The organism is Bradyrhizobium sp. B117 (assembly GCF_038969555.1).
In the GTDB taxonomy this organism is placed as follows: domain Bacteria; phylum Pseudomonadota; class Alphaproteobacteria; order Rhizobiales; family Xanthobacteraceae; genus Bradyrhizobium.
In genome coordinates, this window is sequence record NZ_CP152414.1 from 2,109,242 (window position 1) to 2,134,933 (window position 25,692).

The 25,692-nt window shown below is 64.0% G+C and carries 27 protein-coding genes; 18 read left to right on the forward strand and 9 right to left on the reverse strand.

Annotated elements, in window-relative coordinates:
* The 4 genes from AAFG16_RS10340 to AAFG16_RS10355 all read right to left on the reverse strand — a co-directional run bounded on the left by AAFG16_RS10340 (position 1) and on the right by AAFG16_RS10355 (position 4,765).
* Positions 1-1,515, reverse strand: a complete 1,515-nt coding sequence (locus AAFG16_RS10340; protein WP_342739045.1) for an ATP-binding protein — start codon at positions 1,513-1,515, stop codon at positions 1-3.
* A 105-nt stretch (positions 1,516-1,620) separates the two neighbouring features.
* Positions 1,621-2,439, reverse strand: a complete 819-nt coding sequence (locus AAFG16_RS10345) for a YkgJ family cysteine cluster protein (RefSeq protein ID WP_342739046.1) — start codon at positions 2,437-2,439, stop codon at positions 1,621-1,623.
* Positions 2,440-2,948: 509 nt separating this feature from the next.
* Complete coding sequence (locus AAFG16_RS10350; RefSeq protein ID WP_342739047.1) at positions 2,949-4,013, reverse strand: 2-dehydropantoate 2-reductase N-terminal domain-containing protein; 1,065 nt, start codon at positions 4,011-4,013, stop codon at positions 2,949-2,951.
* A gap of 509 nt (positions 4,014-4,522) precedes the next feature.
* Positions 4,523-4,765 (reverse strand): hypothetical protein, encoded by a 243-nt coding sequence (locus AAFG16_RS10355; protein ID WP_283084442.1) that lies wholly within the window; start codon positions 4,763-4,765, stop codon positions 4,523-4,525.
* 1 nt (position 4,766) lies between these two features.
* Between AAFG16_RS10355 and AAFG16_RS10360 the strand changes: the two genes are divergently transcribed.
* Positions 4,767-5,849 (forward strand): alpha/beta hydrolase, encoded by a 1,083-nt coding sequence (locus AAFG16_RS10360; protein ID WP_342739048.1) that lies wholly within the window; start codon positions 4,767-4,769, stop codon positions 5,847-5,849.
* A 193-nt stretch (positions 5,850-6,042) separates the two neighbouring features.
* Here the strand turns inward: AAFG16_RS10360 and AAFG16_RS10365 are convergent, their stop codons facing one another.
* A complete protein-coding gene (locus AAFG16_RS10365; RefSeq protein WP_342740886.1) occupies positions 6,043-6,522 on the reverse strand; it encodes a MarR family transcriptional regulator in 480 nt (159 codons plus the stop codon).
* A 535-nt stretch (positions 6,523-7,057) separates the two neighbouring features.
* Here AAFG16_RS10365 and AAFG16_RS10370 point away from each other — a divergent pair.
* Entirely contained in the window at positions 7,058-8,632 is a 1,575-nt protein-coding gene (locus tag AAFG16_RS10370; RefSeq protein ID WP_283084444.1) for a porin, read from the forward strand.
* A gap of 1,074 nt (positions 8,633-9,706) precedes the next feature.
* Here the strand turns inward: AAFG16_RS10370 and AAFG16_RS10375 are convergent.
* The 4 genes from AAFG16_RS10375 to AAFG16_RS10390 form a co-directional block, all read right to left on the reverse strand.
* The gene (locus tag AAFG16_RS10375) at positions 9,707-10,351 is read right to left on the reverse strand and encodes a MarR family transcriptional regulator (RefSeq protein WP_283084445.1); all 645 of its coding nucleotides are present in this window, start codon (positions 10,349-10,351) and stop codon (positions 9,707-9,709) included.
* Between the two features lie 944 nt (positions 10,352-11,295).
* Positions 11,296-12,621, reverse strand: a complete 1,326-nt coding sequence (gene fliI / locus AAFG16_RS10380) for a flagellar protein export ATPase FliI (RefSeq protein ID WP_283084446.1) — start codon at positions 12,619-12,621, stop codon at positions 11,296-11,298.
* A 48-nt stretch (positions 12,622-12,669) separates the two neighbouring features.
* Entirely contained in the window at positions 12,670-13,398 is a 729-nt protein-coding gene (flgF, locus tag AAFG16_RS10385; protein WP_283084447.1) for a flagellar basal-body rod protein FlgF, read from the reverse strand.
* Between the two features lie 3 nt (positions 13,399-13,401).
* On the reverse strand, positions 13,402-14,190 hold the full coding sequence (locus tag AAFG16_RS10390; protein ID WP_342739049.1) for a DUF1217 domain-containing protein: 789 nt from the start codon (positions 14,188-14,190) through the stop codon (positions 13,402-13,404).
* A 142-nt stretch (positions 14,191-14,332) separates the two neighbouring features.
* Here AAFG16_RS10390 and motA point away from each other — a divergent pair, with 142 nt between their 5' ends.
* The 16 genes from motA to fliP all read left to right on the forward strand — a co-directional run bounded on the left by motA (position 14,333) and on the right by fliP (position 25,468).
* Positions 14,333-15,229, forward strand: a complete 897-nt coding sequence (gene motA / locus AAFG16_RS10395; protein ID WP_283084449.1) for a flagellar motor stator protein MotA — start codon at positions 14,333-14,335, stop codon at positions 15,227-15,229.
* A complete protein-coding gene (locus AAFG16_RS10400; protein ID WP_283084450.1) occupies positions 15,226-16,167 on the forward strand; it encodes a FliM/FliN family flagellar motor switch protein in 942 nt (313 codons plus the stop codon). The genes motA and AAFG16_RS10400 overlap by 4 nt, the downstream gene beginning before the upstream one ends.
* Positions 16,148-16,456: a hypothetical protein gene (locus tag AAFG16_RS10405; protein ID WP_027565133.1), complete on the forward strand. Its 309-nt coding sequence runs from the start codon at positions 16,148-16,150 to the stop codon at positions 16,454-16,456. Before AAFG16_RS10400 ends, AAFG16_RS10405 begins: the two co-directional genes overlap by 20 nt.
* A gap of 76 nt (positions 16,457-16,532) precedes the next feature.
* Positions 16,533-16,907 (forward strand): flagellar motor switch protein FliN, encoded by a 375-nt coding sequence (fliN, locus tag AAFG16_RS10410; protein WP_283084451.1) that lies wholly within the window; start codon positions 16,533-16,535, stop codon positions 16,905-16,907.
* A 2-nt stretch (positions 16,908-16,909) separates the two neighbouring features.
* The gene (locus AAFG16_RS10415; RefSeq protein ID WP_342739050.1) at positions 16,910-17,944 is read left to right on the forward strand and encodes a flagellar motor switch protein FliG; all 1,035 of its coding nucleotides are present in this window, start codon (positions 16,910-16,912) and stop codon (positions 17,942-17,944) included.
* Positions 17,945-17,957: 13 nt separating this feature from the next.
* The gene (flhB, locus tag AAFG16_RS10420) at positions 17,958-19,043 is read left to right on the forward strand and encodes a flagellar biosynthesis protein FlhB (RefSeq protein ID WP_283084453.1); all 1,086 of its coding nucleotides are present in this window, start codon (positions 17,958-17,960) and stop codon (positions 19,041-19,043) included.
* A 64-nt stretch (positions 19,044-19,107) separates the two neighbouring features.
* Entirely contained in the window at positions 19,108-19,509 is a 402-nt protein-coding gene (gene flgB / locus AAFG16_RS10425; RefSeq protein WP_283084454.1) for a flagellar basal body rod protein FlgB, read from the forward strand.
* An 11-nt stretch (positions 19,510-19,520) separates the two neighbouring features.
* Entirely contained in the window at positions 19,521-19,937 is a 417-nt protein-coding gene (flgC, locus tag AAFG16_RS10430; protein ID WP_212348702.1) for a flagellar basal body rod protein FlgC, read from the forward strand.
* 2 nt (positions 19,938-19,939) lie between these two features.
* A complete protein-coding gene (locus tag AAFG16_RS10435) occupies positions 19,940-20,269 on the forward strand; it encodes a flagellar hook-basal body complex protein FliE (RefSeq protein WP_283084455.1) in 330 nt (109 codons plus the stop codon).
* An 18-nt stretch (positions 20,270-20,287) separates the two neighbouring features.
* The gene (gene flgG / locus AAFG16_RS10440) at positions 20,288-21,076 is read left to right on the forward strand and encodes a flagellar basal-body rod protein FlgG (RefSeq protein WP_283084456.1); all 789 of its coding nucleotides are present in this window, start codon (positions 20,288-20,290) and stop codon (positions 21,074-21,076) included.
* 13 nt (positions 21,077-21,089) lie between these two features.
* The gene (flgA, locus tag AAFG16_RS10445; protein ID WP_283084457.1) at positions 21,090-21,566 is read left to right on the forward strand and encodes a flagellar basal body P-ring formation chaperone FlgA; all 477 of its coding nucleotides are present in this window, start codon (positions 21,090-21,092) and stop codon (positions 21,564-21,566) included.
* Positions 21,563-22,693 (forward strand): flagellar basal body P-ring protein FlgI, encoded by a 1,131-nt coding sequence (gene flgI / locus AAFG16_RS10450; protein ID WP_283084458.1) that lies wholly within the window; start codon positions 21,563-21,565, stop codon positions 22,691-22,693. The genes flgA and flgI overlap by 4 nt, the downstream gene beginning before the upstream one ends.
* 67 nt (positions 22,694-22,760) lie before the next feature.
* On the forward strand, positions 22,761-23,537 hold the full coding sequence (locus AAFG16_RS10455; RefSeq protein ID WP_283084459.1) for a MotE family protein: 777 nt from the start codon (positions 22,761-22,763) through the stop codon (positions 23,535-23,537).
* Entirely contained in the window at positions 23,538-24,245 is a 708-nt protein-coding gene (flgH, locus tag AAFG16_RS10460; RefSeq protein WP_283084460.1) for a flagellar basal body L-ring protein FlgH, read from the forward strand.
* A 42-nt stretch (positions 24,246-24,287) separates the two neighbouring features.
* Positions 24,288-24,731 (forward strand): flagellar basal body-associated FliL family protein, encoded by a 444-nt coding sequence (locus AAFG16_RS10465; RefSeq protein WP_283084461.1) that lies wholly within the window; start codon positions 24,288-24,290, stop codon positions 24,729-24,731.
* Positions 24,728-25,468: a flagellar type III secretion system pore protein FliP gene (gene fliP, locus AAFG16_RS10470; RefSeq protein WP_283084462.1), complete on the forward strand. Its 741-nt coding sequence runs from the start codon at positions 24,728-24,730 to the stop codon at positions 25,466-25,468. Before AAFG16_RS10465 ends, fliP begins: the two co-directional genes overlap by 4 nt.
* The last annotated feature ends 224 nt before the right edge of the window (positions 25,469-25,692 follow it).

Consider the following 25,692-nt stretch of genomic DNA (forward strand, 5'->3'; position numbering starts at 1 on the left):
TCAGAGCGAGGCCGCGCTCGCTGCCTGCTCCGCCGGCAGCTCGTCCGCGTTGGGATCGCCCGGCGCGGTCGCCCAGGCCAGCTCCACCAGCGTCACGATCCTGCGCCCGCCGCCGTCGAGCTGGACGACGATCAGGCCCTGCTCCTCCATATAGCCCAGCAACCGCTGGGCGCGGCGCAGCGAATGCGAGCCGTAGGCGCGAGCGATCGCGGCATCGCCGGGGCAGGGCCAGCCTTCCTTTGCGGCGCGCGCGATCATCATGAACACGCCCTGCATGTCGTCGGGCAGGATCGAGGCGCGCAGCGACACCTCCTGCCAGGTGTCGTCCTCGGCGAGATCAGTGCCGAGCCCGGCGCGTGCATGCGTCAGCATGCGGCGGAATTCGTTGAGGTCGGGTACCGCCGAGCCGAGGCCCTCGATGCGGCAGCGGACCACGAACTCCTGGTAGAGCACGCCGATGGCGCGGAAGCCGGCATCGGGCTCGGCCAGCACGGCACGAAGCGTACGATCGACGCGCTCGCGCCGCTCGGCGAGCTCCTCGGCGCTGACGGACACCTCGACCACCTCAGGCCGGATCTCTGGCGTCGCCGCAGCCTTCGCCGCGCGGAGCTGCTCCAGCAAATCAGGCGCCGGCCGGCGCTGCGGCCGGCTGGCATCGGGCGGCGGCGCCGCCAGAATCACGGCGCGCGCATCCTCCAGCGTCGCTTCGGGCAGCGGCATCAACCGCGGCGTGGAATTGCGCGGGCTGGTGTCGGTCGCGCCGATGTTGAGGCGCAAGGGACGGCGCGACAGCGCAGGCCCCAGCGCCATGAACTGTCCGCGCTCGAGATCGCGAAAGGATTCGGCCTGCCGCCGTTCCATGCCGAGCAGATCGGCGGCCCGCGCCATGTCGATGTCGAGGAAGGTGCGGCCCATCAGGAAGTTCGAGGCTTCCGCTGCGACGTTCTTGGCGAGCTTGGCCAGACGCTGCGTCGCGATGATGCCGGCAAGCCCGCGCTTGCGGCCGCGGCACATCAGATTGGTCATGGCGCCCAGCGACAGCTTTCGCGCCTCGTCCGAGACTTCGCCGGCGACGGCAGGCGCGAACAGCTGCGCCTCGTCCACGACGACGAGCATCGGGTACCAATGGTCGCGGTCGACGTCGAACAGCCCGCCGAGGAACGCTGCGGCACGCCGCATCTGGTTCTCGGCATCGAGCCCTTCGAGATTGAGAACGGTCGAAACCCGATGCAGCCGTGCGCGTTCGCCGGCAACCTGCAAGCCGCGCTCGGTGTGATCCTCGCCGTCGATCACGAGATGGCCGAATCGCTCCGCAAGCGTGACGAAATCGCCCTCAGGATCGATGATGGCCTGCTGCACCCACGGCGCACTCTGCTCCAGGAGGCGCCGCAGCAGATGCGATTTGCCGGAGCCCGAATTGCCCTGCACCAGGAGACGGGTCGCCAGCAATTCCTCGAGGTCCATGGCGGCCGCGGCGCCTGCCGTGGTCTGCCCCATCTCGATCGCAACCGTCATGCCCCGACTCAAGTCCCCATCATCTGCGGACAGGGGCTTTATCAATCCGGCCCGGGCGCGTCGAGCGCTACGCTGCGAATCAGGCCGTGTTGCCCACGGCGGAGTTCAGGCGCGATTCGACAACCGTAGAAGTGCGGGCCGATAGGGCGCCTGCGGATCGTCGTCCTCATTCTCGGGAATCGCGCAGGAGCCGAATTCCTGCTTGATCCGCTCGATCTCGGCGATGCGTTCGTGCAGCCGCTGCAAATGTTCGGGCGATTTTGCCCTCCAATAGCGGAATGTGTCCTGCGTCAGCGGCAGGAACGCGGTGCCGAACAGCGTCGGTTCCGGAACGACGGTACGCCCGAGCAGCATGAACCGGTCGGGGCCGGACACGATCAGGGTCGCATAGCCACGATTGCCGATTCGCCTGATGCCGTTCAGCGACCATTCGGCGAGCTTGCTGAAGTAAGGCTCTTCCCGCCAGCGATCGGGACAATGGTCGTCGACGGTGACGTTGACCGCGTCCTGGCTGAAATGGACGATGAGCCCGGCCTTCGCGGGGAACCACTCCTCGTCGAGATGGCCCTGGAGCCAGGCACAGACGAACGAGCGGCACATCTGCGGACGGCGGTCGTAGATGGTGCATCCCGTGCCGGTCTGCCAATGCTTGCAGAGCTGGTTCACCGGCTTGTCGACCGCGGCCACCTCGAGGATATCGCAACAGGCATTGCAGGACCCGCATTGCCGGGCGGGACGCGCCGTTTTCGGCAGGCCGGTCGCGCGAAAACCCTGGCCGTCGCGGACCAGCAGCTTCTGCTTCTCCAGCGCGTTCAACGCACGTTCGATCTTGAGGCGGGACAGTCCAGTGGCGTCGATCACGCCCTTCAGCGTCGTTGCGCCCGCCTCGACCGCGCGAGCGACGCTCAGCATTGCCTGATCCATTTTTATTTATCTTGTTGGTTTGCGTCCGCTCCCGGACGCCGGCACTGCATAATGGCTGAGACGAAAAGCTATCTTTCTCCTTTTTGCGGGACAATAAGCGGGGGCTGACCTGCGCGCATGCGGCGCCTGCGCAAATGCAGGATCGCGAACGCAGTTCGCCGATCGCTTCAAGCGTCCGCGACGGGGAGCTTCGCTCGCGCTTGACGGATTTGCAGGCAAAACGGCGTCATTTCACCGCCGTGCAGTCCAAACGGACGATGAGCAGCCCGCGTTCTCTCACGCAGCTGTGATATGCGCGATGAGTGTGCTCGCGCGCGGAGAGGCGACACGTTTGCGTGATTGTGCGGTGATGATGAGGCGCCGCGTGGCGCGTTGCTCGTGCATCTCACCGGGAACTGGCCGGGATGCGAGGGCGATCGAACGTGGCCCGGATGGAGCGCAGCGCGATCCGGGCAACGGAGCGCGCTGCGTCAAGGTCGACGATATCCGACAAGAACGGAAGCGGCGCGCTACTGCGCGCCGGACCCGCCCTGCACGATCTTCTCGTTCAGCTTCTGGTCCACGGTGTCGACCGTGCGGTCGATCTCGGCGTTGGGCACGCCGAGCTGATGTGAGATCAGCTTCACCAGGAGATCGACGCGCTCGATGAAGGGCGCGCCGCTCGCGACCGCGCGCGCGGCCGACGAGGGCTTGAGCAGGCTCTCGGCGGCCTTGGCGTATTTCGCGAACGGCACCTGGTCCTGCGGATCGGCGCCGAGCTTGCGGGCGATCGCATCGACATGGTCGTAGATCGTCTGCGAGCGCTGGAGGTCGCCGTGCACGGCGTCGCGGATCGACTGCGGCTCGTGCGGCGTGATGCAGCGGTAGTTGCCGGTCAGCAGCATCGACCATTTCGCCAGCGGCACGAACAGGGAGTCGAACACTTTCAGCTTCACCGGCACGTCGTGGCCGTCGAGCGTCACCGCGTCGATGTCGGCCTCTAGCTCGCGCAGCACCTTATTGTGCTTCTCGTCGGCGAACGCCGATGCCTTGAAATTCGTGGGCAGGCCGACATGAAGCACGTTGGCGGCTTCCTCGGGCGGGCGGAACGCCTGCGGATCGGGCGAGCACAGGGTAACCAGGCCCGGCTCGAAGCGCTCCCACACCTGCGCATTGGTGTAGGCCTCCTCGAGATCCATGTCCGCGAGCGCCGGAATCCGCTTCAGATAGGGTAGCGGCGGCATGTTCATGATCGACAGGCACGGCAGCTTCGCCGCGGCGATCTTGACCATGAGAACGCGGACCGTGTGGTTGGTGTATTGCGGTTCCTGCATCGCAAGGCCGACCATGTCATAGCGCGAGAGGTCGACATTCTGCGGCGTCATCGCGTCGAGCTTGCCGGGCAGGTCGCGCGAAAAGATCGCCCGGTGCACGGCTTCGTCGCGCAGCTTGATGCGTACCTCGGTACCATCGCGGTTGATCAGCTCAGCGGTTTTGGCGCGGCAGACCAGGGTGACGTTGTGCCCGGCCATCAGCAGCTTCGTGCCCAGCAGCGAGCCGTAAGAAGCCCCGAGAATCAATATGTTGCGCGCCATATTCCGTCCCCTCGACAATGTGCGTGATTTTTGAGCCCCGGCCGTCGTCCGCGGGCGAGTTGCCGGCATGTAAGGCGAACTACGTGGGGATGGCAACTGGGATAATGCATACAAGGCGTTAGAGGATGTTCCATCGTCCGGATGGCGTGCGGTTTCCCAATCGGGCTGAGCGGGCTCGCCGGTCGCGCCCCAAAGGACAATTCCCGGCCAGCCGCCACCAACATATTCTGTCCTACCGAAATTCCGTTTAACGGATGTTTTGCATGTCCCCGAGCCGGCTATGCACGCTAGAATACATATCGTCTCACGATATATAAAGTGAGACCCGTCAATGGGTTCCCGTCCCTCTCTGTCGATAGTCGTGTTGACGAAATGGCAACCAGCCGCATCTTTCGCCATCTCGTGATTGGCGGCGCGACGGATTGAGGCCGTAAAAATTCCGCGCTCAAGGCTGATACGAGATGCCGCATCGTCACACGGGGCTGTTTTGATCATTGATGACACAAATGTTAAAACGCGGGGATCGCGAACATGGCAGAGTGGGGAACCTCGGTCGCACGGCGCGGGGAACTGACCACTGGGTTGATCCAGCCTAAATCTTTGAATGAGGCCTGCTCGTTGCGATCGGCAGACGCCAGATCGACGGACATGGTCAGGCGCGTCGCGACGGAATCGAGCGGGCGCGCAGCGCGCCATGCTGGAAGTGAAGCCGGCAAGTCTAGCAACCGCTGACGCTGCTGTTCGGAGATCATGATGGACGGTGGTTATTGGCCTCATGGTTCTTGTGACGGCGCCGGTGGAAACTTGGTACGTTTGCGCAGACGCGCGTCCGAATTCTTCGAGAGCCTGCCCGTTGCAGAACTGGCGAGCGAGGCACACAGGCAGCTGTGGATTTCGGACTGGGCTAGGGTCGCAGAAGACTATCGGACCTTGTCCGAATTCGCGCGCGCGGGCGGTTCCAGTCGAATCGCGCGCGAAGCGTGGATGTGCTCGCAGACCGCGATCGAAGTCGCGCGAACCTTGTCTTGTCGGGAAGACATCGCGGACGCCGCCCTAGCAGACAAGGTCGCGACCGGCCTGAAAAGCTTCGAGGATGACGCTGGTCTTGCGATCGATCGAGTCGAGATCGATTGCTTTGGTCAGGAGGTGCTTGCCGGCTTCTTTGTCCAGGGCGGGCGTCGGGGGCCCTGCGCACCCGCGGTCATCTGCGTCAGTGACGAAGACATTACCCGCAGCTCGATGATGCGCCGGCTGCCGGCAGCCTTGCGTCGCCGCAACATGTCGCTGCTGCTGATCGACGCCTGCAATTCGTCCCATCGTCGTTCTTTCAAGCCGGAGCACATGCTGCAATGCTGCCTGGACTATCTGGAGGCTCGTCCGGATGTCGATCGGCAGCGGATCGCAATCTATGGCGAAGGAGCCGCCGCCCCGCATGCATCCCGTCTTGCGCTTTGGGATCGCAGAATCGCTGCCGCCGTCTGCGACGGTGGCCTTCTGACGCAGGTCATGCGCCGAGCACCATTTCGCTGGATGACCGGACTGAAGCAGAGCGACCAGGACGGGAGTTCGACAGGCTCGATGCTGCCGTCGCATCGACTATCTTGCCCGCTTCTGGTGGTTGTCGGCAGTCGCTCGATGGTGCGCGAACGCGAGGCTCGCGAACTTCAAACGCTCTATCGGCAGGCCGGAGCCGATTGCTCGATCGTGGTGCCGAACCGCATCCCTCATCCGCTGGGCGAGGTCGAGAATTTCATCGCCGTGGACGACTTCATTTTCGAATGGCTCGACAGCAAGCTTGGAGCTGGCCGTCAGCTGGATCGCGTCACTGATCTCTAGAGCTTCGGTTCTGATTAAATCAGGACCGAAGCTTCTGGATTCTTGTTTTGACGCGCTTTCGTCACGCGAACCGGCGTCCACTTCGCTCGAAAACGCTCCAGCCGGATCAGAGAGGATCGCGTGCAGGCGCGCTCCGGCGCGGCGTGACGACGATCAGCGATGGCCCGGCGGTCCTGCGCCCGACGTCGGCGGATCACGAAGCGTCGATGGCCAGCAATCGCGCAGCAAGCCGCGCATTCTTGGCGAGCTTGGCCAGCGCAGCATTCAAATCGGCCAAGGTCTCCTCATCGAGCTCATTGAACATGGTCGAATTCAAGGCGAGCCTTCTCTTGGAGAGCTTGCCGATTTCCGTCGTCGCCTTCTCTGTCAGCGACATCAGGACGAAACGGGCGTCGTCGGCTGCCGGTCGCCGCGACAGGAATCCGCCCTTCTCGAGGCTCTTGGTCTGGTTGGTCACGAAGGCCGGATGGATCCGCAGCTTGTTCGCGATGTCGATTCCCGCGACGCCGCGCCCCCCATCGAGTTCGGTGATGGCCATCAAGATGAGCCACTGCGGCTCGGTAATGCCTAGCAGGGTGGCCCAGCTGGCGTGGATGTCCTCGAGCTGAGAGTGGATTTCGACGACATTCCAAATGAAGTCCGTAATGGCTCTGTCGAGCCTCTTCTCAATCATGTGGTCCCGGGATCGCTCAGGCAGAAGGAAATCAGACAGGTCAGCAAAGTAGATCTTTGTACCGGGATATTGGGCACGTGTCCCGTGCATAGCGTGCGGGAGGCGTGGCTGCCTGTCGTGCCGCGAAAACTATTCGGTCGTTCAGCACTTGCAGAAAACAATTAATTGAGTTACACGTTGTCCCACTCAAAGTTTGCTGCTCTTGACCACGTCGACAGCTAGCAATGTGAGACCTCCAAGAAAGCCCTCGGGATGCCCCCTGAGGGCTTTTTCTTTTGTTTTCAGTGATTCCCCGGCCGCAAAACACCCCTGTTGCTTGGCGGCAACATCCTCTTCCGAACTTGCGCTTCATTCAATCAATGAATTGAGGCCATTGTTTTTATAAACTATACGTGAAGCACGACGGAGGGGGGGCACCTCACTGTCGTTTCAGTCCGGACCTTCAGTGCGGACCTGAATTGAACGGAAATTGATGTGGGTAACGCGGCCTCCAGCGAGGACCCGGCCCCCTGAACCGACATCTGGAGGTTTACTAATGAAGTTGACGAAGACGCTCTTTCTCGGCTCGGCAGCCGGCCTGATGGCCGTCTCCGGCGCGTTCGCAGCCGATCTTCCCGTGAAGGCCAAGGCGGTCGAATACGTGAGGATCTGCTCCCTGTACGGTGCCGGTTTCTACTACATCCCGGGCACTGACACCTGCATCAAGCTGGGTGGTTATCTGCGCGCTGAAATTGGTCTGAACACTAACAGCATCTATGACTCGCAGCGCACCTCGCCTGCCAGTGGGCGCAATCGCCTGAGCAACTACTACACCATGCGCGCTCGTGAAGATCTCAACATCGACACGCGCACCGCAACCGAGTACGGCGTCGTCCGCACCTTCTTCGATGCGACGTTCTCCTGGACCACCGGCGGTTATCAGGGCACGGGTTCTGGCTTCGGCGGCACCGCCTATACCGGCACGCTGGCCCTCAACAACGCTGGTGCGACCCCGGCTCTGGTCGGTTCGTCGATCAACCCGACTGACGGCGGCACCTCGGGCGGTTCGCTCGGCGTGTACTACGCCTTCATCCAGTTCGCCGGCTTCACCATGGGTAAGGCCGTGTCGCAGTTCGACGCGCCCTGGACCAACTATCCCGGCAACAACTTCGACGGTCTCGTCGGCGGCTCGGGCACCGTTACGGGTGTCAACCAGTTCACCTACACCGCTGACTTCGGTCAGGGCGTGACGGCGGCGTTCTCGGCTGAAGACGCAACTGCGTACTATCAGGCCGGCAACCTCAACATTAGCAGCGCTGCTGGTGCTGCTGCTATCGCCGGTTTGACCACTGGTGCGCTGGGTGCCAACGCCATCGGCGGCTCGCGTTCGCCGAACCTCGTCGGTATGGTGCGTGTCGATCAGGCTTGGGGTCTCTTCCAGGCGTCGGTGGCTGCGCATGACAACCACGTTGCCTACTACGGCGCGACCGAACCGACTGGCCACCCCGACGACAAGTGGGGTTGGGCGGTTCAGCTCGCTCTGTCGATCAAGAACATCCCGACCGGTGCGGGTGACGTGATCAACATTTCGGGCGTCTACACCGACGGTGCCACCCGCTACAACTTCCAGAACCTGGCGGGCGGCTCGTACCTCATGTACGGCAGCTCGGGCGTTGCCTACCAGAGCGTCGCCGCGGTTACCGCTCCGGACACCACGTTCATCACGGGCGGCTCCCAGGAAAGCGTCAAGACCTGGGGCTTCCGTGGCGCTTACACCCACAACTGGGATCCCTACTGGAACACCGCGATCTACGGTGCCTACGCGGCTGCCCAGTTCGGTGGTGGGACTAAGGCATTCCTCTGCGGCGTTGGCGGCATCTTCTCGTCGGTTGCGGGCGTGACCTCGTGCAACCCTGACTTCAACATCGGTCAGGTTGGCTTGATCACCCGCTGGACCCCGGTCAAGAACCTCACGTTCTCGGGCGACTTCACCTGGACCCACGTCGACCAGAAGTATGCTGGCGTCATTGCCGGCGGTACCAACTTCCCGGTCGCCAAGCCGGCCGCGACTTACGAGCTGAAGGATCAGGACTCGTTCACCCTGCTGCTCCGCGCTCAGCGCAACTGGTAAGTTCGGTCGAAAGCAGTTCGACGAAGCACCCGGCGGGCAACCGCCGGGTGTTTTTTTTGGGGGGCGCAGTCGGCGATGCAGGCGATTCGTAGCCCCCGACGGAGATTCGTAGCCCGGAGGGAGTGCAGCGTAATCCGGGTTCTTGCCACGAGCGATAGCGGCCCCGGATTGCGCGGAGCCTGTCATCGGGCGCCGCTTCGCGCCGACCCGTTGGCTCCCTCCGGGCTACGGAGCTCGGCATGTGTCGCTCCCCGTCAACCCCATGGCGGAAAATATTCCGCTTTACCGAAATTCGGATTTGTCGTATGTGTCGCCCATCCCGGCTCATCCTTGAGGGGCGATCATGTGGTCGTCATGTTCGCGAGCCGGGCTTTGCGGTGGACGCGGCAGCGTCGGGGCGCGAGTGGCCAGGGGCAGGGCGGATTGCTCTCCGTGAGCCCTAAGGCTTCGTGCGGACGGACGGCGCTGTCAGGTTCGTCTCGCCTGTAAGTTTTCGGCTCTGTCGACAGGGCTGGGAAAACTGCGGCGAATAGCGGGCCGTGCGTACGGCAAAACCGTGTGGTCCTGGCCGTCGTTGCTACGGTCAAGCCTTGGCGGATGCGGCAGTCGCGTCAACCGGCGCGCTGCCGGCGACTTCTGTAAGGGCGAGGGAGGCCAGAACGAACTCGGCTCCCGGGAGAGCACGGCATAAGCCGTCCAACCATCGCGCAGGGAAGGCCGTGTGTTGGGCTTCACCTGTATGCTGCTGTGCGGTTTCCTTGCGCTACCTTTCGCGCTGCGGACCGCGGGTGCGAGCCGGCACCCGGCCTTCCCTGCGCCCTCTTGGCTTCGAGGGTGGAGAGATCAAGCAAAGCTCGGGCGAATTGCGCCGCGAGATTGTGAAGCTGTGTCCGCGAGGCCGTAGGATGGGTAGAGCGAAGCGAAACCCATCATGCCTCGGCGTTCACGAGAGTTGATGGGTTTCGCTTCGCTCTACCCATCCTACGACGCCGTTCCGAAAATTGCGATACTGCCTCGTATTCCGTCACTGCGAGCGCGGTGGGGCTCGCGACACTCCGGAAGACTATGCGCGTCTCATCCCTGGCTCGCCACGCGCGCACGGTCGAGATGCTCCTCGATCTTCGGGCGATCGCGGGTGCGCTCGAAGCTGGTGCAGAGCAGCTCTGTCTCTTCGAGCGAAATCGGGGCCCGATACAACCGGCACATGAACTCGGCCGCTGCGCGTCCCTTGCTGGTGCCGGCATGGCCAGGGCTGCGTTCGGCAAGGAACATGCAGTCGCGGCAGATGCTGGCGTCGAGCCGCTGATGGGCCGCGTCGAGATGATTGAGAATCTCGCGAAGCGAGTCGCGCAAGCGAATGCACTCCTCGGTGCCGAGCGCCGTGACCGCGTTCACCACATGGTTGATCGGGTCGTGCTGGTTCAGGCATTTCTCGCCCTGCGCGGTGACATGGAGCACCACGGACCGCTTGTCCTCGTGCGAGGGCTTTCGCACCAAATAGGACTTGCCCTCCAGCGTCTTCACGATCTGCGACGCAGTCGCCCTGGTGGCGCCGATGAAGCCGGCGAGCGCGGAGGGCGTGCGCGAAAACCTGTTGGCGCGGCCAAGAAAGCGCAGCGCCATCCATTCCCGATCGCGCAACCCGTGCTGATTGCCCTCGAAATACCAAGCTCTCGCCGCCTGAACCAGCAGCTCGACAGCCTCACGTGCCAACGGCATGGATTTACCTCGCCCCGGGAATCACTTCTGCGGCGCCCCGGAGCCGCATTCCGCCGATGCACACGAATCTTTTACGGGAGGCCGTATGACCCGCAATGTCCGACTCGCGCGTCATGCCCGGCGTCCGCGCGAAAGCACGGACTGCTCGGCACCCGACTTGGACTGACGGGGATTGCAAGCCGCGACGCGAGACGCGGCGTCGCCGATGGTAGGCCAATCGTGGCGTCGTCGAACGAAAGCCCGAGTTGCCGTCACTGGCGGACGATGGATCGGAGTTGTTCAACCGAAGCCCCTGAAGTTCAAGTCACACGCAGACGTTTCTTTATGTTCACCGAAACGATGAATGAGCTTCCCAACAAAATCAAGTCAAGACACCCAAGGAGACTGGATGTCGCTCGAAGCAATTGTCACGTTCAAGACAATCATCGCGCTTCGGGACACATGATGGTGATCGCAATATGCAGTATAACAAGCGGCCTGCGCGCAAATATACGATGGTTTTGTTTGCACGCTTATTGCCGTCTGTTGTCGGAGCAGCGTGATCGAAGCTTGTGCATGGCGACGATCCGCATCGGCGCGCCGTCCACAACTTGTGCGATCCGCAAGAGAATCGCCAAGGGAACTCGCAGGGTTTGCACGCAGCGGTTGTTGCCGTAATACCCGCAAAATGGGGCCGGTTGGATCACTTTCAACCTGGCCACGCGAATCTCGACCGAATGGATGACGTGCTTGCGACGGAAATGTCGGCGATGATGCATGCACATGCGCGGCGAGCGTGGCGGCACGCATGATCGACTGTCTAGATCATGAGCATGGCTGCAGTGGCGGGCACCAATTGCGCACCTTTGCTAACGCGTTTTCGAGCGAAACGGCCGCCGGTTCGCGTGAAGAAAATGCGTCAAAACAAGAGCTTCGGTTCTGATTCAAACAGAACCGAAAATGCGCTACTCACCCCTGAGCATGTCCCGGAGCTCGCGGAACGGATCGGCGCTCGGCGGAGCCGAGGCGTCTTGCCGCATGGCGCTGTAGATCCTCGGTACCATGTCGATGGCCTGGTCAAGGCCCGAATCACGTCCCGACTGATATCCGCCCATCAGGCGGAGGTCGCGCGTGTCCTCGTATTTGGCGATCATGGTGCGCAGCTTGCTCACCAATTCGCGCTCCTCGGGGTCCCAGACGTTGTGGGCGAGGCGCGACACCGAGGCCAGCACGTCCACGGCCGGATAGCGCGCCTGGTCGGCGATGTGTCTGGAAAGCACGATGTGGCCGTCGAGCGTGCCGCGGATGGTGTCGGCGATCGGCTCGTTGTGATCGTCGCCGTCGACCAGCACGGAGAAAATGCCGGTGATCGAACCGGATCCCTCCTCGCCGGGGCCGGCGCGCTCCAACAGGCGGGGCAGGTCGGTGAAAACAGTCGGTGCATAGCCGCGCGCGACCGCGGGCTCGCCGGCGGCCAGCGCGACCTCGCGGGCGGCGTGGGCGAAACGGGTGATCGAATCGACCACGAGCAGCACCGATTCGCCCTTGTCGCGGAAATATTCGGCGACGGCCATGGCCGTCTTCGGCGCCAGCCGCCGCATCATCGGGCTTTCATCTCCCGTCGATACGATGGTGACGGCGCGGTTGCGGTTGGTGCCGAGCACGTCCTCGATGAACTCGCGCACCTCGCGGCCGCGCTCGCCAACGAGCGCCAGCACGACGGTGTCGAAGCCCTGGCTGCGGGCGAGCATCGCAAGCAGCGTCGACTTGCCGACGCCGGAGCCGGCGAAGATGCCGACGCGCTGGCCGGCGCAGATCGGGGCGAACAGGTCGATGACGCGCACGCCCGTGCGCAGCGGCTTGTGCACGCGCGCGCGCTTCATGGCCGACGGCGCCTCGGCCTCGGCCGAGACGGCGCGCGACCCCGGCGTGAGCGGGCCCTGTCCGTCCAGCGGGGCGCCAAGCGCGTTGATGACGCGGCCCTTCCAGCTCGGATCGGGCGCGAACGACAATGGCGGCATCCGGTAGGCGACGGAGCCGAGGCCACCGGCAAATTGCCGGTCGAACGGCTTTGCGATGATGCCGTCGCTGTCGATCCGCACCACCTCGCCGATCTGCGGCTTGCCGCCGGAATTGACGCCGATGAGTTCACCGAGTCTGACGAAACGCGACAGGCCGGAGACGCGGAAATGCGTCGGCGCGATCTCGGAGATCGCGCCGCTGACGCTGGCCAGGGGAGTGCTCTGCTGAAGCTCCAGCAGCGCCCACTCGAGTTGCCGAAGAGCGTTCAAGGAAACCGTCCACCCTCAATGCGCGCGCGGCGCAAACTACTTGCAGGTCTATTTGCCCGGCTCGCCCAGCGTCCGGATTGCGTTCTGGAGCGAGCTCTCGGTGCCCTCGATCATCGAATTGGTGCCGTCGAAGGCACGCGAAGCCGCGATCAGCTTCGTCAATTCCATCATCGGATTGGCGCCGGAGCCCTCGACATACCCCTGCTTGAAGCCGTCGCGGGAGAAATCGGCGATGGCGGTCGCAGGCCGGTCGGGCGTGACGCCGGAATTGCCGTAGCGCTCGAGATTGGCATCAGCGGGGATGTTGAACAGGCCGATGGTGCCGATCTCGTTGTTGTCCTGGGTGATCGCGCCGCTGCGCGCGACCGAGATCGGTCCGCCGTTCGGGTCGAGCGTGATCTGCGCGCCGCCGGCGTCGATGACCGGGAAGCCGGCCACGGTCTGAAGATCGCCGTTGGGAGCGATCTGGAGGCGGCCGTCGCGGGTATAGACCGTGCCGTTCGGGCCGGCGAAGGCGATCCAGCCCTGGCCGACCACGGCGACGTCGAGCGGGTTGCCGCTTTCGGTGATGCTGCCTTGCTCGCGCGAGATGATGTTGTCGCCGGGCGAGGAGAAGGCGACCGGGTTCGCGCCGGCCTTGGACAGCACCGTCTCGAACTTCACCACGTCGGTGCGGAACGCCGACGTGTTCACGTTGGCGACGTTGTTGGCGATCGTCTGGAGGCGCTTTTCGAGTGCGACCTGCGCCGACAATCCCACATAGAGAGCCGATTGCATGACTTACCTGTTGAATCGAATATTCTGAAGCGTCGTGAGCATGTCGGTATCGAGGTTCACCGATGTCGACGCGCCGGCGATCAGTACCAGGGCGGGGTTGGTGGAGTTGTCGCTCTGGGCCTGGGTCGCATCCCACATCGCGGCAAAGCGCTGCACGAATTTGGTGACCTTGATCGGGTCCTGGAACTCGGTGAGATCGATCTTGTCCGTGATCATCTTGGCCTGGGCGTCGATGTCGGACGAGCTGATCGTCGACGACCAGCCCATGGCGGTCTGGACCACCTGGGTCAGCGCCTTGTCGGCGAGGATCTGGTAGGCGTTCGTGATCGTGGAGGCCTTGCGGGTGAAATAGAGCGCGAGCCGCAGGCCCTCGTTCTGGTTGCCGGCGTTCTCCTCCAGCGTCTGCGTGACGTATTGGGTTGCCGTGCCGGTCGTGGCCGCGGTGGTCGAGGTCGCCCGGTCGCCGAGAGCGGCGAAATTGAAGGCGGTAGCGAACTGCCGGTAGCGGGTGTCGGAGAGCTTGTTGGCGAAAGCGTCCTTGTCCGAGACCCCCTCGGTCAGCACCTTGCGCATGAACGCCTTGGCATAGGTCATGTCGCTGAGGCCGTAGGCCTTCATCGCATAGGAATAGAGGCGGTAGTCGTTCAGGAAGTCGTCGATCGTCTTCACGTTGCCGATATGGCTGAGGAAGTAATCGGTATCGCGGCTGACATCGGGCTGCGTCGCGACCTGCGTCATCGACTTGCTCATGTCCGTGGTCAATCTGGTGTAGTCCGCGATGGTCGATAGCATGGCACGCGCCCCTTTGGCCGCCTTTGCGACCTGTCCCAAGCTGCCGCCAATTGCTTGCGCGGGGCTGGCGATGCGGCAAGCCAGCTTCGCGCAAGCGTCGCCGACTAGATATTCCCGGTGGGATCGGCGATGGAGCGGCGTGTTGGGCAGTTTCGTGGGGATTTTCATCACGGTAGCGGCGCTGCTCGGCGGTTTTGCCGCCATGGGCGGGCACTTGGCCGTGCTGATGCAGCCTTGGGAATTCGTGATCATCATAGGCACCGCGGTCGGCACCTTCATCCTGGCCAATCCGTGGAAGACGGTCGTCGACAGCGGGGTTGCCTGCATGCAGGCCATCACCAACGCGGTGCCGGGACAGCGCTATTACCTCGACCTGCTCGGGGCGCTGCACGCCCTGATGCGTGAGCTGCGGGGCAAGGGCCGCAACGAGGTGGAAGCGCATATCGACGATCCCTCGTCGTCCGAGATCTTCAAGGCGTTCCCCAGCGTGCTCGGCGACCCGTCGCTGCTCCAGTTCATCTGCGACTATGTCCGTCTCATCATCATGGGCAACGCGCGCACCCATGAGATCGAAGCGCTGATGGACGAGGAGATCCACACCATCGTGAAGGGCAAGCTGGCACCTTACCATGCGCTGGTGACGGTGTCCGAGGCGATGCCGGCGCTCGGCATCGTCGCCGCGGTGCTCGGCGTCATCAAGGCGATGGGCGCGCTCGACCAGTCGCCGAAGCTGCTCGGCGGCTTCATCGGCGCGGCCCTGGTCGGTACCTTCGCAGGCATCTTCATTTCCTACGGTGTGCTTTCGCCCTTCGCGATCAAGATCAAGATGACGCGCGAGAAGAAGTGCAGGCCCTACATCATCGTCAAGCAGACGCTGCTGGCTTTCATGAACGGCGCCATGCCGCAGATCGCGGTCGAGCACGGCCGCAAGATGATCTCGAGCAGTGAGCGTCCCTCGATCGACGTCGTCGAGAACGAGACGATCGCGGGCCCCAAGGCTGTCCCGACCGAGGCTGAACCGAAGGCGGCCCGCGCATGACGATGGAAGACGTCGAGGTCGATCAGCGGAAGCAGCTGCCGAACTACCTGCTCGATGCGGCGGGTATCTCGATCGAACGCATGCCGATGCTCAATGTGATCTTCGATCGCATGGCGGCATCGTGCACCGACAGCCTGCAACCGATGGCCGGAACGCCGTGCTATTTCTCGGTCAACGGCATCACCAACGACCCCCTCGGCGACATCATCAAGGACTACGAGGGCAACGCGGTCGCCGCCGTGCTCTATGCCGAGCAGTGGGATTCGCGCGTCATCATCATGCTGGACCGCGACTTCGTGTTCACGATGGTCGAGGCGATGTTCGGCTCCGACGGGGCCGAGCCGCCGCTCGATGTCGAGCGCACTTTCTCGAACATCGAGATCCGCCTGGTCCAGGCGCTGTTCGAGCGGTTCGCCAAGGCGCTGCAGGGCGCCTTTGCCGGCACGTCCAACGTCACCTTCCGCGTCGAGCGGGTCGAGACGGCGATGGCGTCGCTGGCGATCGGCCGCAGCAGCAACATGTCGATCTGCGCGAACATGATGGTGCAGGCGCTCTATCGCGGCGGCCAGATGTTCCTGATCATTCCGCACTCTGCGCTCAACCCGCTGCGCCAGAAGCTCGCACATGTCGTCGTCAGCGACGGCCGGGCGTCCGATCCGCGTTGGCGCGAGCAGATGGAGAGCGAGGTCAACAAGACCGAAGTGACGTTGACTGCCGTGCTCGACGAGAAGATGATAACCCTCGACGATGTCGTGAAGTTCCACGTCGGCCAGGTGCTCGAGCTCGAAGCCACGCCGCGCACGCTGGCCCGTCTCGAAAGCAACAACCAAGTGCTGTTCTGGTGTCAGATCGGCCAGCTCGATGGCTATTATGCCATGCAGGTGGCAGATCCCGTCGATCAGAAACGGGAGTTCGTCGATGATATCCTATCTCGTTGATGCTGTGCTCTTGATTGCGCTCGCCTTCACCAGCATGCGGGTGACCCGGATGCACCGCGAGCTCGCGCGCTTGCGCAGCTACCAGGGCGAGTTCTCGACCATCGTCCACGAGACGGCAGGCGCCTTCGACACCGTCATCACCGCTGCGCACGATTCCACCGCCAATCTCGGGCGGCTCGCCAACGTGCTGAGCACGAAGATCGATCAGGCTCACGAGGCGATTGCGGCACTCGATGCGAGGAGCGGGCTCGCGTCCGCCACAGGCGGCGCCGACGTGAACAAGCATTGAAGCCGGAGCAGGCTGAACACATACGACCGGAGCGTCGCGGCGCTGCGGGGGCGGAACTACCAAGAGGCGATACCACATGGCGCAATCCTTCGACTATGAGTCTGCATCTGCATCGGAAGAGACCGAGGCGTCTCCGCTGGAGCGGCTGGCCGAGATTGCCGCGCGCACGGCCGAGGAGACCGGCAAGTTCGCCAACGTCGATGCCATCATGCGGATTCCCGTCACCATGCAGGTGGTGCTCGGCTCGGCGACCATTCCGGTTGCGAACCTGATGAAGCTCGGCCGCGGCGCGGTGGTCCCGCTCGACCACCGGGTCGGCGAGCCTGTCGACGTCGTGGTCAACGGCCGCATCGTCGCCCGCGGCGAGGTGGTCGTCGTCGAAGAGGACAACTCCCGCTTCGGCGTCTCGCTCACGGAGATCGTCGGACCGCTGGGGCAGGGTGATACCTGACCATGGCGGCACAGGTCGCTCCCATCAAGCAGCGAGGCGTTGCCACGCTGGGTGGAACGGAAAAGGTCGCGGCACTCCTGCTGGCCATGGGCCGGCAGGCGGCCGCGAGCGTGCTCGCGCAGTTCGAGCCCCAGGATATCCGCATCGTCACCAAGGCCGCGGCCGAGTTGCGACCGATCACCGCGCAGGAGCTCGAGGGGATCGTCGAGGAATTCGCCCAGCAGTTCTCGATGGGCGCCAACATCCTCGGCACGCTCGGCGGGCTCGAGGCCGTGCTCGGTGACGTGCTTCCGGCCGACCAGGTCACGGCGATCATGTCGGACCTGCTCGGCAATTCGAGCCGCTCGGTGTGGGACCGCGTGTCGTCGGTGTCGGAAAATTCGCTGGCAACCTACCTCTCCAAGGAGCATCCGCAGACCGCGGCGCTGATCCTGTCCAAGGTCAAGCCGTCCTGCGCTGCCAAGGTGATGAGCCAGCTGCCGTCGAGCCTGCGCAACGAGCTGATGCGGCGCGTGCTCAGTCTCAAGCCGATCGTCGACGACGCGATGAAGGTCCTCGAGAAGACACTGCACGAGGATCTGACGCTCAACTTCGCCCGCAACCTCGGCGCCGACACCTATGCCCGCGTCGCCGACATCATCAACAAGATGGAGCGCGGCCACATCGAGGACATGCTGAAGAGCCTGTCGGAGAAGCGGCCGAAGTCGGCCGAAGTGCTGAAGGAGCTGCTGTTCACCTTCGACGACGTCATCAATCTGGCCCCGAAGGCGCGCACCATGATCTTCGACCAGGTGCCGACCGACCGCATCGTCGTCGCACTGAAGGGCACCGACAAGCGTTTCCGCGAAACCATCCTGTCCGCGGTTGCCTCGCGCGTTCGCCGTGTCGTCGAGAGCGAACTTGCCATCGGCGAGCCGTCGAACCAGCGCGACGTGCTGGAGGCGCGCCGCGTCATCACCGACCTCGCGCTCGACCTCGCGGAGAAGGGTGAGATCGAGCTCAACCCCGACCAGGAGGATGAGCTGGTCTTCCGCTGACCGCTGAACGGGCATGGCAGAAACATCCGATCAGGACAGCAAGACAGAAGAGCCGACCGAGAAGAAAGTCCGCGATGCGCTCGAACAGGGCAACATTCCGGTCTCTCGGGAGGCGCCCATCTTCGCCTTGATGGCCGCGCTGATGGTGATCCTGACGTTCCTGATCGGTCGGGGCGTGCAGCAAATAACGCTGACCTTGAAGGGTCTTCTCGACGACCCCGACGGATTCCCGCTCGGCACGGCGGCAGATGCGCAGAACCTCCTCACGGTCGTGGGGCTCGAGGCGCTGCGGTTTCTGACGCCGCTGCTCGTCATCCTCGCCGTGTTCGGGCTGGCGGCCTCGCTGCTGCAGAATGCGCCCAACCTGGTTCTCCAGCGCATCATGCCGGACTTTTCGCGAATTTCTCCGCTCAGCGGCTGGAAGCGGCTGTTCGGAACGCAAGGCCTCGTCGAGTTCGCCAAGTCGATGTTCAAGCTCGCCTCGGTGACCGCCGTCGTCGCCTTCGTGCTGCGCTCGTCCGAGGCGAAAGCCTTCGAGGCGATGTACACCGATCCGGTCGCGCTGCCGGAGATGATCCTCAGCATCGCGATGCGGATCGTCTCGGCGATCTGCATCGCCACCATCGTCCTGGTCGCGATCGATCTCGCCTGGGCGCGCTTCCATTGGCGGCGCGAGCTGCGCATGACCAAGCAGGAGATCAAGGACGAACACAAGCAGGCCGAGGGTGATCCGCTGATCAAGGCCCGCCTGCGCTCGCTGGCGCGTGACCGCTCGCGGCAGCGGATGATCGCCTCGGCGGCGCGCGCGACGCTCGTGATCGCGAACCCGACGCACTTTGCGATCGCGCTGCGCTACAAGCGCGAGGAGAACGCGGCGCCGCTGGTCGTCGCCAAGGGCATGGACGTGATCGCGCTGAAGATCCGCGAAGTCGCCGAGCAGAACCGGATTCCGGTGATCGAGAACAAGGCTCTGGCGCGCGCGCTCTACGAGGCGGTTCAGGTCGATCAGGTGATTCCGGCCGAATTCTTCCGGCCCGTCGCCGAGATCATCTACTTCCTGCAGTCGAAGCAGGCGCCGCGGCCCGAGAAGGTCCAGTAGATTTCCTGGGATGGCGCTTCGCGCAACAGCTTGACGAAAGCTTAACGCCCTAGGGTTCTCCCGAATGGACCAGAATGGGGCTGTCGTGGGACCGCTTTATCTCTTCGAACTCGCATCGTCGCAGGCGCGTTACCTCGAACTCCGCCAGCAGACCATCGCGACCAACGTCGCCAATGCGAACACGCCGGGCTTCAAGGCGCGCGACGTCGAGCCCTTCAACAAGGTGCTCGACACGATGCCGGTCCGGCTTGCGACGACATCGCCGTCGCACTTGCAGCTGTCCGCGGCCGAGACCGACACGCGCGCGACCGCCAAGAAGGACAGCTGGGAAGTGGTCCACTCCGGCAACTCGGTCAGCGTCGAGCAGGAAATGATCAAGGGCAACGACGTCAATCGCGACTACTCGATGAACGCGGCCGTCGTGCGGTCGTTCCACCGCATGCTGCTATCGAGCGCGAAGACCTGAGGTGAATTGACATGCTGGACGCACTGAGTGCTTCTCTGACGGTCGCGAGCTCCGGGCTCGAAGCGCAGTCGACGCGCATGCGCATCGTCTCGGAAAACCTCGCCAACGCCACGTCGACCGGCCGCACGGCCGGCGCCGATCCGTATCAGCGCAAGACCATCACCTTCGATGCCGCGATGGACCGTGCCTCCGGCGCCCAGCTCGCGAAGGTCAAGGAGATCGGCGTCGACACCACGCCTTATCGCGTCGAGTACGATCCGGGCCATCCCGCCGCCGACAAGGCCGGCTACGTCAAGCTGCCGAACGTCAACATGATGATCGAGATGGCGGACATGCGCGAAGTCAACCGGTCGTATGAAGCCAATCTCCAGGTCGTGAAGCAGGTGCGCTCGATGCTCGGCATGACCATCGACCTTCTGAGGAGCTGACAATGCTTGAAGCGATTTCATCCACCGCGATCTCCGCTGGGCAGGCCGCGTCCCGCGCGACCGAGACCCAGGCTATCGCGCCGGCGGCGCCGACTGCGGTCAAGGCAGGCGACGATCTCGGCTTCGAGTCGGTGATGAAGCAGGTGACGACGGACGCGATCGGCACGCTGAAGGCGGGCGAGGCGGCGTCGATCTCGGCGATGCAGGGCAAGGAGTCGACGCGGAAGGTCGTCGAGGCGCTGATGTCGGCCGAGCAGGCTATGCAGACGGCGGTCGCAGTCCGCGACAAGGTCGTGCAGGCCTACCAAGAAGTCGTTCGGATGTCGATTTGATCTGAGGGAGTGACGATCGTGAAATCGCTCGCCATTGCGGCCACGGGCATGAACGCCCAGCAGACCAACATCGAAGTCATCGCGAACAACATCGCCAACATCAACTCGACCTCGTACAAGCGGGCGCGCGCGGAATTCACCGATCTGTTCTATCAGATGGACCGCATGCAGGGCGTCGCGAACGTCAACGGCTCCTCGCCGATCCCGGAAGGCGCCAATCTCGGCCTCGGCGTCAAGTCGGCGGCGATCCGCAAGCTGCACATCCAGGGCGCGCTGACGCAGACCGGCAACCCCTATGACCTCGCCATCAACGGCCGCGGCTGGTTTCAGGTGCTCGGTCCCAACAACGAGGTGCAATACACCCGCGCGGGCTCGTTCAACACCAATGCCAACGGCCAGCTCGTCACCATCGACGGCTACCTGCTCGACCCCGCGATCACGGTGCCGCAGGGAACGGTGCAGGTCACGGTCAACCAGACCGGACAGGTGTTTGCCAAGCTCGATACCGAAATCAACCCGCGGCAGATCGGCCAGCTCAACCTCGCCAATTTCGCTAACGAAGCGGGCCTCGAGCCGCTCGGCGGCAATCTGTATCGGGAGACGACGGCATCAGGTACGCCCGTCGTCGGTCTGCCGGGCGATTCCGGCTACGGCAAGATCAACCAGCAATATCTCGAAGCCTCGAATGTCGATCCCGTCAAGGAGATCACCGAATTGATCTCGGCGCAGCGCGCCTACGAGATGAATGCCAAGGTCATCCAGGCCTCGGATGAAATGGCCTCGACCGTATCGAAGGGCCTTCGCTAGTTCCGGTGTTTCCATGTTGAACAGGGTGGGCCTGATCGTGCGCGGGCTGGCCGCCGTGCTGCTGGTTCTCGTCTCCACGCGCATCGCCGTGGCCGAGGAGAAGCGGCTTCCCGTGCCGGCCGTGTCGATCCGCGCCGGCGAGCTGATCCGGGACGACATGATCACGGAGCGCGTCTTCGCGCCGAACGTGCTCGGCGTTGCCATGTTCATCGAAGGACGCCAGGTCCTGGTCGGCCGGATGGCGCGGCGCAACTTGCTGCCGGGCCAGCCGATCCCGACCAATTCGGTGGAAGAGCCCTGGACCGTCGCACGCGGCGCCATGGTCAAGGTCGTGGTCGAGGACAGCGGCCTGTCGATCGTCACTTACGGCTCGGCGATGCAGCAGGGCGCGCCTGGCGCGCTGATCCCGGTGCGCAACACCGATACCGGCGTGATCATCAGGGGCATCGTCCAGCCGGACGGCACCGTCAAGGTCGTGGACGGGTCATGACCAGGTTCCTGCTCGCGCTCGTCCTCCTGCTCTCCGCCGCCAGCGCCCAGGCCGCCGTCCGCATCAAGGACATCGCGGACATCAAGGGGCTGCGCGAGAATCAGATCGTCGGCTACGGCCTCGTCATCGGCCTGAACGGCACCGGCGACACGCTCCGCAACGCGCCATTCACGGAACAGTCCCTGCAATCGATGCTCGAGAACATGGGCATCAACGTCAGGAACGAAACAACGAGCACCAACAATCCGCCGCGTCCGACCACGCTGCGCACGCGCAACGTCGCGGCCGTGATGGTGACCGCCGATCTGCCGCCCTCGATCGGGCCCGGCGAGCGCATGGACGTGACGGTGTCCTCGCTCGGCGATGCGACCTCGCTGCTCGGCGGCACGCTGGTGATGACGTCGCTGCGTGCGGCCGACGGTGCGGTCTATGCCGTGGCGCAAGGAGCGGTCACGGTCGCCGGCTACAGCGTCGGAGGCCAGGCGCAGAACGTCAGCCAGGGCACGCCGACCGCGGGACGCATTCCGAACGGCGCGCTGGTCGAGCGCGCGGTGCAGGGAAGTCTCCACGAGATGGAGTTCCTGGTTCTGGAGCTCAAGAATCCCGATTTCGTCACCGCGACGCGCATCCTCGACGCCATCAACCGCTACGCCGGCGGCCGCTATCGGGCGCAGATCGCCTTCGAGCGCGACTACCGCACGATCGTGCTGTCGAAGCCGCGCTACGTCGGGCCGGTCCGCTTTCTCGCGGAAGTCGGCGAGCTGACGGTCGAGCCTGATACCCCGGCGCGGGTGGTGATCAACGAGCGTACCGGAACGGTGGTGATCGGACGCGACGTTCGCATCTCGACCGTCGCCGTGACGCACGGCAATCTGACGGTTCGTGTCACTGAGCTTCCGGTGGTGTCGCAGCCCGCGCCGTTCTCTCAGGGGCAGACGGTCGTCGTGCCCCAGACCATCGTCGAGGCCAACGAAGCCGGATCGCAGGTGGCGATCCTCAGCGGCGTCGATCTCCAGCGCCTCGTGCGCGGCCTGAACCAGATCGGCCTGAAGCCGTCGGGCATCATCGCGATCCTCCAGGCCATCAAGACCGCCGGTGCGCTCCAGGCCGACGTCATCGTGCAATGATGCACAAGCGTCGTGCAAGCTTGGTCGCTCAATGCTCAGGTCTCGACCGAGAATCGCACGCGACCCGATGCTGAAGCTGGATCACAAAGCCAAACTCCTCGTCCTGGTCGCGGCGTTCGCGTTTGCGGGCGGATCGCCCGTGCTGGCGCTGGACGAGGGCAAGCCGACGAAGCCGCTCAACCTGCTCTCGTTCGCGCGCGGCCGCGCGGTGGGAGCGCAGAAGCCGTCTGCATCGGCGGCGCCGATATCGGGCGACAATGCGTCGATCCGCGCGACGGCGTGGGCGGCCGAAGACCAAGGTCCCGCGGTCACCGGTGCGGTGCCGGCCCCTGCGACGCCTGCACCGACGCCGGCGCCCGCAGCCGCGCCGATACGTCCCGCCAAGCCCGGCAGCGTCACGGCACCGCCGAAGCCTGCGCCGGCGCAGGCCGCCGTGCCCGCGGACAACGAGGTCGCGCTGTTCTGCAGCAACGTTGCCGATCCCGCCGTCGATGCGCGGCTGGCCTGGCAGCTCAAGGAGCTGGAAAAGGCCGAGGCCCAGCTCCGCGAGCGGATCGCCGAGGTCGAGGCCAAGCGCGCCGAATACGAGAAGTGGATGGCGCTGCGCGACGACTTCCTGAAGAAGGCCGAAGCGCAGGTCGTCGAGATCTACTCGCGCATGAAACCGGACGCCGCAGCCACCCAGATCGCCGGCATGGCGGACGAGACCGCCGCCGCCGTGCTCGCCAAACTCAACCCGAGGACATCGAGCGCAATCTTCAACGAGATGGATACGGCGCGCGCGGCGCACCTTGCCGACCTGCTCGGCGGAATGCGCCGCGTGGATGACGGAAAGACCAAATAGATGAAGAAGCCGATCCTCATCCTCTCGCTCCTGCTGTCGTCGGTGCTCCTCGCCGGATGCTTCAATGATCCAGCGGAGGTCCTGACCGGTCCGCGATTGTCGCCGGTCGGCAGCGGCCTCAGGACGCAGGCCGAACCGATCCCGGTGACGCCTCGCGTTCACACGCCCGTCAGCTATCGCTCGACCTGGGACGACGGCACCGATCTCTACCGCGATCCCCGCGCCCGCCGCACCGGCGACGTCGTGACGGTGATCATCTCGATGCAGGACAAGGCCAAGCTCGACAACAAGACCGACCGCTCGCGCGATTCGCAAGTCAAGTTCGGGCTGGACTGGCTGATGGACGTGGCCGGATGGAAGGACAAGGGCCAGGCCAACGCCAACCTCTCGACCAACACCCAGATCAAGGGCAATGGCCAGATCGATCGCACCGAGGACATCAAGCTGTCGATCGCGGCCGTCGTCACCGACGTGTTGCCGAACGGCAATATGATGATCAGCGGCTCGCAGGAATTCCGCGTCAACACCGAGATGCGCGTGCTCAACGTCGGCGGCATCGTGCGCCCGCGCGATATCTCGCGTACCAACACGATCTCCTACGAGAAGATCGCGGAGGCGCGCGTCTCCTACGGCGGCCGCGGAAATCTGTCTGACGTGCAGCAACCCGGATGGGGACATCGGATCTATGACGCCGTGGCACCATTCTGAGAATAGCGGCGGCCGGGCCGCGTCGCGAGGGCTGGGGACGTGATGCGCCTGATCGCGGCCATTGTGGTGCTGACCCTGATCGCGATCGGCGCGGGCGCGATCGCCGGGCTGCATCTGTTTGCGGCCGCGGAGCGCGTCGCCGACGCGAAGAAGACCGCCGCGCCGCCGCCTCTTGCCACGAGTTACGCCGGTAGCGCGCGGCTCAGGAAACTGTCCCCGATCGTGACCAATCTCGGCGCACCGTCCAACAACTGGGCGCGTATCGAAGCCTCCATGGTGACCGATAGCATGAGCGACGAGGATGCCGGCATCCTGGCGGCCCATATCAGCGAGGACATCGTGACCTATCTGCGGTCGGCGTCGGTCGGCCAGTTCGAGGGATCCCGCGGGCTCCAGCATTTGCGCGACGACCTGACCGAGCGCGCCAACATTCGCTCGTCGGGCAAGGTCCGCGAATTGATCATTGAGACGTTGGTGATTCAGTGAAATTGAGAGTCCTGCTGCTCGCGCTGGTCCTGGTCGTCCTGCCCGAGGTGGCGTTCGCCCAGATTCCGGACCTCAACTCGCTGCTGCCGCCCGGCAACGGCTCGACCAGCGGCCGGATCATCCAGCTGATGGCGCTGATCACGGTGCTGTCGGTGGCGCCGGGACTGCTGATCATGGTGACGAGCTTCACGCGATTTGCGGTGGCGCTGTCGTTCCTGCGTTCCGGTCTCGGCCTTCAGACCACGCCGGCCAATCTGGTGCTGATCAGCCTCGCGCTGTTCATGACGTTCTACGTGATGGCGCCGACCTTCGACCGCGCCTGGGAGACCGGCGTCCAGCCGCTCATGAAGAACGAGATCTCGGAGGAAGAGGCCTATCTGAAGATCACCGATCCGTTCCGCGAGTTCATGCTGGCGCATGTCCGCGACAAGGATCTCCAGACCTTCGAGGCGCTCGCCGCCGAGAGTTTTCGCAAGAAGTTCGACGACAAGCGCATCGATCTGCGCGTCATCATTCCGGCCTTCATGATTTCCGAACTCAGGCGCTCGTTCGAGATCGGATTCCTGATCATGCTGCCGTTCCTGGTCATTGACATGATCGTGGCGACGCTGACGATGTCGATGGGCATGATGATGTTGCCGCCGACGATCCTCGCGCTGCCGTTCAAGATGCTGTTCTTCGTGCTGATCGACGGCTGGAATCTGCTCGCCTCGGGCCTGGTGCGGTCGTTCTCGTAAGGCGGCGACCGCCCGCGCGGCCGGTTATGGTTAGCGAGAAGTACCGCATCATGGTTAGCGGTGGGTAATGTTAACCATATGATTTTGCTGAGAAATTCAAGCCGATCTTAAGCTGCGCGCAAGATTCGGCGTGCTAGCAATGCGGCACGGCGGGTTGGACCCCACCCACTTCAGTCCAAAGGCATGATGCCGCCCCTCCGTACCGGTGAAAGCCCGGTATGTCC

Coding starts and splice junctions, on each gene's coding strand:
- AAFG16_RS10340 (WP_342739045.1), bottom strand. CDS start 1,515: ATGACGGTTGCGATCGAGATGGGGCAGACCACGGCAGGCGCCGCGGCC.
- AAFG16_RS10345 (WP_342739046.1), bottom strand. CDS start 2,439: ATGGATCAGGCAATGCTGAGCGTCGCTCGCGCGGTCGAGGCGGGCGCA.
- AAFG16_RS10350 (WP_342739047.1), bottom strand. CDS start 4,013: ATGGCGCGCAACATATTGATTCTCGGGGCTTCTTACGGCTCGCTGCTG.
- AAFG16_RS10355 (WP_283084442.1), bottom strand. CDS start 4,765: ATGATCTCCGAACAGCAGCGTCAGCGGTTGCTAGACTTGCCGGCTTCA.
- AAFG16_RS10360 (WP_342739048.1), top strand. CDS start 4,767: ATGGACGGTGGTTATTGGCCTCATGGTTCTTGTGACGGCGCCGGTGGA.
- AAFG16_RS10365 (WP_342740886.1), bottom strand. CDS start 6,522: ATGATTGAGAAGAGGCTCGACAGAGCCATTACGGACTTCATTTGGAAT.
- AAFG16_RS10370 (WP_283084444.1), top strand. CDS start 7,058: ATGAAGTTGACGAAGACGCTCTTTCTCGGCTCGGCAGCCGGCCTGATG.
- AAFG16_RS10375 (WP_283084445.1), bottom strand. CDS start 10,351: ATGCCGTTGGCACGTGAGGCTGTCGAGCTGCTGGTTCAGGCGGCGAGA.
- flgF (WP_283084447.1), bottom strand. CDS start 13,398: ATGCAATCGGCTCTCTATGTGGGATTGTCGGCGCAGGTCGCACTCGAA.
- AAFG16_RS10390 (WP_342739049.1), bottom strand. CDS start 14,190: ATGCTATCGACCATCGCGGACTACACCAGATTGACCACGGACATGAGC.
- AAFG16_RS10400 (WP_283084450.1), top strand. CDS start 15,226: ATGACGATGGAAGACGTCGAGGTCGATCAGCGGAAGCAGCTGCCGAAC.
- AAFG16_RS10405 (WP_027565133.1), top strand. CDS start 16,148: ATGATATCCTATCTCGTTGATGCTGTGCTCTTGATTGCGCTCGCCTTC.
- fliN (WP_283084451.1), top strand. CDS start 16,533: ATGGCGCAATCCTTCGACTATGAGTCTGCATCTGCATCGGAAGAGACC.
- AAFG16_RS10415 (WP_342739050.1), top strand. CDS start 16,910: ATGGCGGCACAGGTCGCTCCCATCAAGCAGCGAGGCGTTGCCACGCTG.
- flhB (WP_283084453.1), top strand. CDS start 17,958: ATGGCAGAAACATCCGATCAGGACAGCAAGACAGAAGAGCCGACCGAG.
- flgB (WP_283084454.1), top strand. CDS start 19,108: ATGGACCAGAATGGGGCTGTCGTGGGACCGCTTTATCTCTTCGAACTC.
- flgC (WP_212348702.1), top strand. CDS start 19,521: ATGCTGGACGCACTGAGTGCTTCTCTGACGGTCGCGAGCTCCGGGCTC.
- AAFG16_RS10435 (WP_283084455.1), top strand. CDS start 19,940: ATGCTTGAAGCGATTTCATCCACCGCGATCTCCGCTGGGCAGGCCGCG.
- flgA (WP_283084457.1), top strand. CDS start 21,090: ATGTTGAACAGGGTGGGCCTGATCGTGCGCGGGCTGGCCGCCGTGCTG.
- flgI (WP_283084458.1), top strand. CDS start 21,563: ATGACCAGGTTCCTGCTCGCGCTCGTCCTCCTGCTCTCCGCCGCCAGC.
- AAFG16_RS10455 (WP_283084459.1), top strand. CDS start 22,761: ATGCTGAAGCTGGATCACAAAGCCAAACTCCTCGTCCTGGTCGCGGCG.
- flgH (WP_283084460.1), top strand. CDS start 23,538: ATGAAGAAGCCGATCCTCATCCTCTCGCTCCTGCTGTCGTCGGTGCTC.
- AAFG16_RS10465 (WP_283084461.1), top strand. CDS start 24,288: ATGCGCCTGATCGCGGCCATTGTGGTGCTGACCCTGATCGCGATCGGC.